At 52.0% G+C, this 9343-nt stretch carries 7 protein-coding genes and 1 pseudogene; 5 read left to right on the top strand and 3 right to left on the bottom strand.

Annotated features, from left to right (window positions below; all coding sequences use genetic code 11):
- Window positions 1–255, top strand: a pseudogene (gene mafI, locus Q9J80_RS09830) (protein MafI); the annotation flags it as partial.
- 380 nt (window positions 256–635) lie between these two features.
- On the opposite strand, the gene Q9J80_RS09825 reads toward mafI, so the two are convergent.
- Complete coding sequence (locus tag Q9J80_RS09825; protein ID WP_301672900.1) at window positions 636–2024, bottom strand: DEAD/DEAH box helicase; 1389 nt, start codon at window positions 2022–2024, stop codon at window positions 636–638.
- A gap of 327 nt (window positions 2025–2351) precedes the next feature.
- Here Q9J80_RS09825 and Q9J80_RS09820 point away from each other — a divergent pair, with 327 nt between their 5' ends.
- A complete protein-coding gene (locus tag Q9J80_RS09820) occupies window positions 2352–3299 on the top strand; it encodes a class I SAM-dependent methyltransferase (RefSeq protein ID WP_301672901.1) in 948 nt (315 codons plus the stop codon).
- 51 nt (window positions 3300–3350) lie between these two features.
- On the opposite strand, the gene trxA is transcribed toward Q9J80_RS09820, so the two are convergent.
- A complete protein-coding gene (trxA, locus tag Q9J80_RS09815; RefSeq protein WP_003674588.1) occupies window positions 3351–3683 on the bottom strand; it encodes a thioredoxin TrxA in 333 nt (110 codons plus the stop codon).
- A 297-nt stretch (window positions 3684–3980) separates the two neighbouring features.
- Between trxA and dnrN the strand changes: the two genes are divergently transcribed.
- On the top strand, window positions 3981–4454 hold the full coding sequence (gene dnrN / locus Q9J80_RS09810; RefSeq protein ID WP_301672902.1) for an iron-sulfur cluster repair protein DnrN: 474 nt from the start codon (window positions 3981–3983) through the stop codon (window positions 4452–4454).
- Between the two features lie 69 nt (window positions 4455–4523).
- On the opposite strand, the gene nadE is transcribed toward dnrN, so the two are convergent.
- On the bottom strand, window positions 4524–5345 hold the full coding sequence (gene nadE / locus Q9J80_RS09805; RefSeq protein ID WP_301672903.1) for an NAD(+) synthase: 822 nt from the start codon (window positions 5343–5345) through the stop codon (window positions 4524–4526).
- A gap of 196 nt (window positions 5346–5541) precedes the next feature.
- On the opposite strand from nadE, the gene xseA reads away from it, so the two are divergent.
- Both xseA and Q9J80_RS09795 read left to right on the top strand, forming a co-directional pair.
- A complete protein-coding gene (xseA, locus tag Q9J80_RS09800; RefSeq protein ID WP_304671687.1) occupies window positions 5542–6897 on the top strand; it encodes an exodeoxyribonuclease VII large subunit in 1356 nt (451 codons plus the stop codon).
- An 856-nt stretch (window positions 6898–7753) separates the two neighbouring features.
- Entirely contained in the window at window positions 7754–9295 is a 1542-nt protein-coding gene (locus Q9J80_RS09795; protein ID WP_301672905.1) for an L-lactate MFS transporter, read from the top strand.
- The last annotated feature ends 48 nt before the right edge of the window (window positions 9296–9343 follow it).

Here is a 9343-nt window from a genome sequence, read left to right as displayed (position 1 = left end):
GATGAAAATTTAGAATTTATCCATCAAGCAGAAAATAATCCCAATGAAGTTTATTCAGGAGGTGGACAAGGTTTTTGCTGGGATATTTCTGCTGAAAAAGTAGTTTTCTATCACAACGAATTTGATGAAGAAGACGGCTGGCCTGATTTAAGCTGTTCGCTGCATACTTTTAAAACTGCTTTAATTGCTTGGAATGCTTTTTTGCAATTGCCTAAAAGTATTCATTCGGTGGTGGAAACCGTGATTGAGGAATAAGCATAATGGCTTAATGAATAGAATCAGAAAGTATAGATTGGGCTGCAAATCCACGCTTATACGCTGCGCCATGATTAAGATGTTAGGACTTGTATTGAATACAAGTCCTCATAAACGAATGGCAGCAATCCTTTGATTTAGATAAGATCCTTGATTTAGAATAATGTGGATTAACAAAAACCAGTACGGCGTTGCCTCGGCTTAGCTCAAAGAGAACGATTCTCTAAGGTGCTGAAGCACCGAGTGAATCGGTTCCGTACTATTGTACTGTCTGCGGCTTCGTCGCCTTGTCCTGATTTTTGTTAATCCGCTATACAAAAATGCCGTCTGAAACCCGAAATCGGTTTCAGACGGCATTGGTTTATGCGGCAGGTTGGGGCTTAGCGGTCTTTGTAACGGCGTTCGCTTTTGCCGGCAAAAGAATCGCCGACTTTGCGTTTGCCTTTGAAGCCTTCGCCGGTTTTTTTGAAACTATCTTTCTTAAAGCCTTCTTTCTTGAAACCTTCGCCGCGCGTTTTGCCGCCGAAGCCTTCTTTGCCCGGTCTATGATCGCCGCGCCGGCCGCCGGATTTACGATCGCCCCGGCCGCCTTTGCCTTTCGGCTTGCCGCCTGCGGATTTGCGCTTGCGGGTCGGTTCTATGCCTTCGATGGTCAGCTCGGGCAGTTTGCGGTTAATGTATCTTTCGATTTTGTGGACTTTGACGTATTCGTTCACTTCGGCAAAAGTAATCGCAATACCGGTACGGCCGGCACGGCCGGTGCGTCCGATGCGGTGAACGTAGTCTTCCGCCTGTTTCGGCAGGTCGTAGTTGATAACGTGGGTAATGGTCGGTACGTCGATACCGCGTGCGGCAACGTCGGTGGCAACCAAAATTTTGCAGCGGCCTTTACGCAAATCCATCAGCGTGCGGTTGCGCCAGCCCTGCGGCATATCGCCGTGCAGGCAGTTGGCGGCGAAACCTTTTTCGTACAACTCATCCGCGATGACTTCGGTCATGGCTTTGGTGGACGTGAAAATCACGCATTGGTCGATATTGGCATCGCGCAAGATATGGTCGAGCAGGCGGTTTTTGTGGCGCATATCGTCGCAGTACAGCAGCTGTTCTTCGATTTTGCCTTGGTCGTCCACGCGTTCGACTTCGATGACTTCAGGGTCTTTGGTCAGTTTGCGCGCCAGTTTGCCGACCGCGCCGTCCCAAGTGGCGGAGAACAATAAAGTCTGACGGTCGCTCGGTGTGGCTTCCACGATGGTTTCGATGTCGTCGATAAAGCCCATATCCAACATACGGTCGGCTTCGTCCAAAATCAGCACTTCCAAGCGGGCGAAATCGACTTTGCCGCTTTGCATCAGGTCCATCAGGCGGCCCGGAGTGGCGACAATCAGATCGATAGGTTTGCTCAGGGCGCGGGTTTGATAACCGAAAGACGCTCCGCCGACGATGCTGACGGTGCGAAACCAGCGCATATTTTTGGCATACGCCAGCATGTTTTTCTCGACTTGCGCCGCCAGTTCGCGGGTCGGTGCCAACACCAGCGCGCGCGGGCCTTTGCCCGGTTTTTCGCTGCGGCTGGTCAGCCGCTGCAAGGTCGGCAGCAGGAAGGCGGCGGTTTTGCCGGAACCGGTTTGTGCCGAAGCCATGATGTCGCGGCCTTCCAAAGCAAACGGAATGGCTTGCGCCTGAATCGGGGTCGGGCTTTCGTAACCCTCGCTGCTGACGGCGGACAAGATGTTTTTATCGAGGTTCAAATCGGCAAATTTAATAGACATGGCTATCCTTGGAAGACAACAACGCCCGCGTCCGAAAGGTTCAGACGGCCTGAAGCAGGGAAGGGTAACGATACGGGGAATGTGAAGTTACAGGGTTGTCGCAAGCGGCTTGCTTGTGGTTTACATCGACGGCAACCTGCACAGATACGCTTTGTAAAATCAAAGCAACAAAAGAAACGCGCCCGTAAGGGCGGTTTAGGTTGGAAGGCGATGGCTTCGTATGACAAGATAAGCGGCGGATGGTATAGGGTTTGCCCGAAACGGTCAAGCAATCGGGCGTTAATTACAGTAAAATTGCCGTTTTCCACTTTATTCCGCCTGAAATCAATGACCGACATCACACCGTTTGCCAACCGCTTGGGCAAAAACATCAAACACCTTATGAAATGGGCGAAACGCAACGGCATCGAAGCCTGGCGCATTTACGACCGCGACATTCCCCAATTCCCCTTCGCTGTCGATGTTTACGGCGACCAAATCCACCTTCAGGAATACGATACCGGCTGGCTGATGCGGCCCGAAGAATACGAAACGTGGCTTGCCGAGGTCTTGGAAGCCATTGGTTTCGTAACCGGTTTTGCGCCCGAACAAATCCACCTCAAACGCCGCGAACGCCAAAAAGGTTTGCAGCAATACGAGAAAACCGGAAAGGCGGGCGACGATTTCGTCATCACCGAAAACGGCCGCAAGTTTTGGGTCAACCTTGATAAGTATTTGGATACGGGGCTTTTTTTGGATCATCGAAACACGCGCAAAAAAGTCGGCGAAACGGCGGCGGGCAAACGGTTTTTGAACCTGTTTTCCTACACCGGCAGCTTCACCGTCTATGCGGCGACCGGCGGCGCGGCATCCAGCGAAACTGTCGATTTGTCCAACACTTATCTCGGTTGGGCGAGACGCAATTTTGAATTGAACGGTATCGATACGGAACGGCATAAAATCGTTCGCGCCGACGTGTTCCAATATCTTCAGACGGCATATGGGGAAGGCAGGCAGTTCGACCTCATTGTGATGGACCCGCCCAGTTTTTCCAACAGCAAGAAAATGTCCGACATCCTCGACATTCAGCGCGATCACAAAAAGCTGATTGACGGCGCGGTGAAGCTGCTCGCTTCAGACGGCATTTTGTACTTTTCCAACAACCTGCGCAGCTTCGTCTTAGACGACTTGGTATCGGAACAATACGCCGTCAAAGACATTTCCAAACAATCCGTTCCCGACGATTTCCGCAACAAAAAAATCCATCAGTGTTGGGAAATCCGTAAAAAGGCTTAAAACAAAAAAAGCCGTCGGATTAAATTCCGGCGGCTTTTTTTCATATTGCCGTTAGGCGATGGAAGCCTCAACAAAGGCAGTCAGCTGACCTTTTGCCAATGCGCCGACTTTGGTGGCGACGACTTCGCCGTTTTTGAACACCATCAGGGTCGGAATACCGCGTACGCCGAAACGGGACGGGGTGGCTTCATTGTCATCGATATTGAGTTTGACCACTTTCAGACGACCTTCAAATTCGGCGGCAATGTCGTCCAAAATAGGGGCAATCATTTTGCAGGGGCCGCACCACGGAGCCCAAAAGTCCAGCAGGACGGGGATATCTGCATTTAAAACGTCTTTTTCAAAAGCGGCATCGCTGGTGTGTACAATCAATTCGCTGCTCATCAAATTTTCCTTTTAGGTTTGGATTAGTGGGATAGTGTGCAGAATAGGGCTTGAACGCAAAAGTTTCAAGGGGGATGTTCGGATAATAGTTTTTTTGTACCGCCCTCATCGTCTTTGCAAATTCATCCGACGGCACGGGTCGCATTATATTTCTGAAAATTACTTTTATTATCAAAATGTAATAAATATGTTTGAGGCTGTACAGAAGCGCGCGGGCGGTGTATGCTTTGTTTAAATAGATTCTTAAAATATGAATGTTAAAAATAAACCCTAAAACCCTATAAAAGGAACCCTGCCATGACTGATTTTTCCGTTTGGGAAACTGCTCCCTTTGGTGTGACTGTCGATCATATCCTGCAACGCTACCACAATGTACACCGTGCACAATTTGAAGAATTGGTGCCGCTGGCGCAAAAAGTGGCCCAAGTTCATGCCGACACCTTTCCGGCGGAAATCGCCGAGCTGCTTGCCTATATGCAGAACGAACTGCTGATGCATATGATGAAAGAGGAAAGGATGCTGTTTCCGATGATTAATCAGGGTGTCGGCCGGGGTGCGGCGATGCCCATCAGCGTGATGATGCACGAACATGAAGAACACGACCGCGCCATCGCACGGCTCAAAGAGCTGACCGATAATTTCCAAGCGCCCGAAGGAGCCTGCGGAAGCTGGACGCGGCTTTACGCTTTGGCCAAAGAAATGGTGGAGGATTTGAACGACCACATTCATTTGGAAAACGATATTCTGTTTGCCCGCGTACTCGATTCTTAAGGGATAGGAGTCGGATATTTCAATGCCGTCTGAAATACGGTTTTCCGTTTCAGACGGCATTTTCATGTTTCAGCCCAGCAATTCGGGCGGAATGCGGCACACGGGAATCGGGTTGATTTTGTGCTGCATCGCGCGGTGAAGCCGCGTATAGATTTCCAGAACTTCGCGCCGCCGCCCTTCAAAATCTTCAGGTTTGCGCGTGCCGTACACGCCCATTGCCCACTCCAGTTCGGGATAGCTTGCGCCCATCTGTTCCTCGTCGGTGCGTTCCGTATCCCACAGGCCGTCGGTCGGCGGGGCTTTTTGAATCGCCTCGTCCACGCCCAATGCTTCGGCAAGCCGGTAAACCTGTGTTTTGGTCAGGTCGGCAATCGGGCTGATGTCCACGCCGCCGTCGCCGTATTTAGTAAAAAATCCCACGCCGAAATCTTCAATTTTATTACCTGTCCCTGTAACCAGCAGTCCGTGTATCTGCCCGTAGTAGTACAGGGTCAGCATACGCAGGCGGCTTCTGGCGTTGGCGAGGGAAAGCGGCTGATTGTCAAATGCCGTCTGATGAATGCCGACGGTTTGCTCAAAGGTCTGGAAGGTGTCGGTCAGATCGACCGTTTGCGCGCTTACATTGGCATATTGCCGTTGCAGATTGCGGATGTGCAGCCTTGCCCGCTCAAGCTGGTCGGGGTGTTGGCGTATCGGCATATCCAGAAGCAGCGTGGTGCGACCGGTGCGGGCGGCGAGTGCGGAGACGACGGCGGAATCGATGCCGCCGGAAACGCCCACGACAAACCCTTTTGCATTTGCCCGGGCGGCGTATTCGTCCAACCATCGGGCGATATGTGTGATAACCGCTTGCGTATCCATGGTTCCTCCTGTCGGAAATACCCGCATCATAGCTTGTCGGCGGTTCAATTTGAATAGATTGCAGGCAAATTTATGAACATTTTTTCTATCCTACGCTTAAAAAAGTCATATGGAAAAAAGCGGCCGCCAAGATGGTGCATGTTATAATATTGTTGACAATTTAGACCGATTAATGCCGCCTTAGGCTTCAAAACATATTCATATTTTCTACTATTTGATTGATTCGATGTCTGATTTTTTTCATTCTGACGTGTTGTCCGTTTCCGAGTTGAACGCATTTGCCAAAAGTCTTTTGGAAAACCACCTTGCCGGTTTGTGGATTGCCGGCGAAGTGTCCAACCTGACCCGCGCCGCCAGCGGACATTATTATTTCTCGCTCAAAGACAGCCGCGCGCAGGTACGTTGCGCGATGTTCAAAGGTGCGGCGGCGCGTTTGGCGAAGCCTTTGAAAGAAGGCGACCATATCGAAGTATCAGGGAAAATCAGCATTTACGAGGCGCGGGGCGAATTTCAGATTACGGTGAACGAGGTACGGCTCAAAGGTTTGGGGCAGCTTTACGAAGCCTACGAGCGGTTGAAGGCGCAGTTGCAGGCGGAAGGCGCGTTTGCGGCGGAACGCAAAAAACCTTTGCCCGCCCGTCCGCAATGTATCGGCATCGTAACCAGCCTGGCGGCGGCGGCTTTGCGCGATGTCGTTACTACCTTAAACCGCCGCGCGCCCGAAATCCCCGTTATCGTTTATCCGACGCCCGTACAAGGCACAGGCAGCGAGTTTCAGATTGCCAAAGCGATTAAAACCGCATCGCAACGCGCCGAATGCGATGTGTTGATTGTCTGTCGCGGCGGCGGCAGCATCGAAGACTTGTGGGCGTTTAATGAAGAACCGGTCGTGCGCGCCATCGAAGCCTGCACGATTCCGGTCGTCAGCGGCGTGGGACACGAAACCGATTTCACGCTCGCCGATTTCGTTGCCGACGTGCGTGCGCCCACGCCGACCGGCGCGGCGGAACTGGTCAGCCCCAACCGCCAAGAATCGCTGCACTGCCTCGCCCAAGCCCAAGGCCGTCTGAAAACCGTTTTGGAACAACGCTATTTCGATGCCAGCCAAAAACTCGACTGGCTGGCGCGGCAAATCCGTCATCCGCGCCAAAAACTCGACGAACAGCGCACCTACATCCACAAACTGGCGCAAACGCTGTCCTACTCGATGACGCAAAACCTCCGCGCCCACACCGCCCGTTTCGAACGCCAAACCCAAGCACTGCAACACTGCTGCCCCGATATTTCCGTTTACCGGCAAGACATCGACCGCTTTCAGACGGCCTTGTCGCACGCCTTCCGCCAACTGCTCGCCCGCCGCCGCCAAAGTCTGGCTGCCCAAGCCGCATTGCTCGAAGCCGTTTCGCCGCAGCACATTCTGGAGCGCGGCTTTTCCGTCGTCAAAAACACACGCGGACAAGTCATCCGCAACGCCGATGTTTTGAAGCAGGGGCAGAAGCTGCACATTACCTTTGCCGACGGCGAAACCGACGTGCGCGTAAGCAAAGAACAAGGGCAGCAGGATTTGTTTGATTGCATTTAAACCCAATCGGAAAACAGTTCCCCCTCTGCCGTCATTCCTGCGAAAGCGGGAATCCGGAAGCGAAAAGTGGTGGGAATGTATTAGAAATGACTGAAACTCAAAAAACCGGATTCCCGCCTGCGCGGGAATGACGAGTCAGAAGTTACTCGAAACTTAAAAAAATGAAATCGAACGAAGTGGATGGATTCCCGCCTATGCGGGAATGACGAGTCAGAAGTTACTCGAAACTTAAAAAAACGAAATCGAACGAAGTGGATGGATTCCCCCCTGCGCGGGAATGACGAGTCAGAAGTTACTCGAAACTTAAAAAAAACGAAATCGAACGAACTGGATGGATTCCCGCCTACGCGGGAATGACGATTGATACGTTTCGATAATTTATTGAAGATGGTTGAAATTCAAAGTTACAGAAATTTATAAACAAAAAACAGCAACCCGCCGCCGTCATTCCCGCGAAAGCGGGAATCCGGTCCCTTGACCTTAAGATAATCTTTAATTCGTCATTCCCGCGAAAGCGGGAATCCGGAAGCGAAAAGCCGCAGGAATTTATCGGAAAAAACAGAAACCTCTCCGTACACCCGAAATGTTTCAGACGGGGCATCTTGGGGAGGATAAAAAACCGACCCGATATTTTTTATAGTGGATTAACAAAAACCAGTACGGCGTTGCCTCGCCTTAGCTCAAAGAGAACGATTCTCTAAGGTGCTCAAGCACCAAGTGAATCGGTTCCGTACTATTTGTACTGTCTGCGGCTTCGTCGCCTTGTCCTGATTTTTGTTAATCCACTATATAATTTTCAATAAGTTTCCATTGGGCAAATGAAATTTTATTTTTCAACTGACAGAAAGAGGATGTTATGAAGTTTTTAGACCGTGAGGCAAGCATTGCCAAGCCGGGTTTCAACCGTTGGCTCGTACCGCCCGCAGCATTGGCGGTGCACCTTGCCATCGGGCAGATTTACGCCTATTCCGTATTCAACGCGCCGCTGACCAAACTTATCGGCATAAGCGAATCGGCGGCCGGAGATTGGAAGCTGACGACCGTAGGTTGGATTTTTAGTATCGCACTCGCGATGCTGGGCGCGTCGGCCGCCCTGTTCGGCACATGGATGGAACGGGTAGGACCGCGCAAAGCCATATTTGCCGCCGCCTGCTGTTTCAGCCTGGGCTTCTTCGTATCCGCATTCGGCGTGAGTACGCACAACCTCTTCCTGCTTTATTTGGGCAATGGCGTCATCGGCGGCGTAGGCTTAGGCTTAGGCTACATCGGGCCGGTTTCCACACTGATGAAATGGTTTCCTGACAAGCCGGGTATGGCGACCGGTTTGGCGATTATGGGTTTCGGCGGCGGCGCAATGCTGGCCTCGCCGCTTTCCGTATCACTGATGAATGCCTTTTCAAACGCCACTTCAGTCGGGGTTGTTGAAACCTTTGCCGTATTGGGCCTGCTTTACCTCGCACTGATGATGTTCGGCGCGTTTACCATCCGCGTACCTGCCGACGGCTGGAAACCTGAAGGCTATACCGCGCCGAAAACGCAAAACAAGCTGGTCAGCAGCAATCATGTCAACGTGTCCCAAGCCATGAAAACGCCGCAGTTTTGGCTGTTGTTCTGGGTATTGTGCCTGAACGTAACAGCCGGCATCGGCGTATTGGGTCAGGCATCCGTGATGATTCAGGAACTTTTTTCCGAAACCTCCGTAGGCAGGCAGGCGGCAGTCGGCGCAGGTGCGGCGGCAGGTTTCGTCAGCCTCCTGAGCCTGTTTAACATGGGCGGACGCTTTTTGTGGTCGAGCGTTTCCGACAAAATTGGACGCAAAAACACCTACACCATCTTCTTCGTACTCGGTTCGCTGCTGTATTTCGCCGTTCCCTCCATCGGCGAGGGCGGCAGCAAAGCCCTGTTCATCATCGGCTTCTGCGTGATTATTTCCATGTACGGCGGCGGATTTGCCGCCATTCCCGCCTACCTGAAAGACCTGTTCGGCACCTATCAGGTCGGCGCGATTCACGGGCGCATCCTATTGGCCTGGTCAACCGCCGCCGTCATCGGCCCGGTACTGGTCAATTACATACGCCAAAGCCAAATCGACAGCGGCATACCGGCGGCACAGGCATACAGCGTAACCATGTACATTATGGCAGGCCTGCTGATTATCGGTTTGTTGTGCAACCTCGCCGTCAAGTCCGTACACGAAAAACACCACGAAAAAGACATCAAAACCGCCGCACGCAGCGGCAACCCCGACGACGAAACCGCCATATCCGACGCTTACCTTGTGGGCGAAAAAGTTTCCGGCGGCGGCATATCGGTCTGGTGGCGTTGGGCATTGGCCGTCATACCGCTCGCCTACGGCGTGGTGATGGTCTTTGTCAAAGCACTCGACCTTTTCTCCTGAAAACGCCCGAACAAAATGCCGTCTGAAACAGCAGGTGTTTCAGACGGC

Origin of the sequence: Neisseria blantyrii, assembly GCF_962747855.1 — a bacterium.
In the GTDB taxonomy this organism is placed as follows: domain Bacteria; phylum Pseudomonadota; class Gammaproteobacteria; order Burkholderiales; family Neisseriaceae; genus Neisseria; species Neisseria viridiae.
This window is presented reverse-complemented; position numbering and strand designations above follow the sequence as displayed.

What these genes read in the sequence shown, in the direction of transcription:
- Q9J80_RS09825 (WP_301672900.1), bottom strand. Translation starts at nt 2,024, where the DNA reads ATGTCTATTAAATTTGCCGATTTGAACCTCGATAAAAACATCTTGTCC.
- xseA (WP_304671687.1), top strand. Translation starts at nt 5,542, where the DNA reads ATGTCTGATTTTTTTCATTCTGACGTGTTGTCCGTTTCCGAGTTGAAC.
- nadE (WP_301672903.1), bottom strand. Translation starts at nt 5,345, where the DNA reads ATGATGCGGGTATTTCCGACAGGAGGAACCATGGATACGCAAGCGGTT.
- Q9J80_RS09795 (WP_301672905.1), top strand. Translation starts at nt 7,754, where the DNA reads ATGAAGTTTTTAGACCGTGAGGCAAGCATTGCCAAGCCGGGTTTCAAC.
- dnrN (WP_301672902.1), top strand. Translation starts at nt 3,981, where the DNA reads ATGACTGATTTTTCCGTTTGGGAAACTGCTCCCTTTGGTGTGACTGTC.
- Q9J80_RS09820 (WP_301672901.1), top strand. Translation starts at nt 2,352, where the DNA reads ATGACCGACATCACACCGTTTGCCAACCGCTTGGGCAAAAACATCAAA.
- trxA (WP_003674588.1), bottom strand. Translation starts at nt 3,683, where the DNA reads ATGAGCAGCGAATTGATTGTACACACCAGCGATGCCGCTTTTGAAAAA.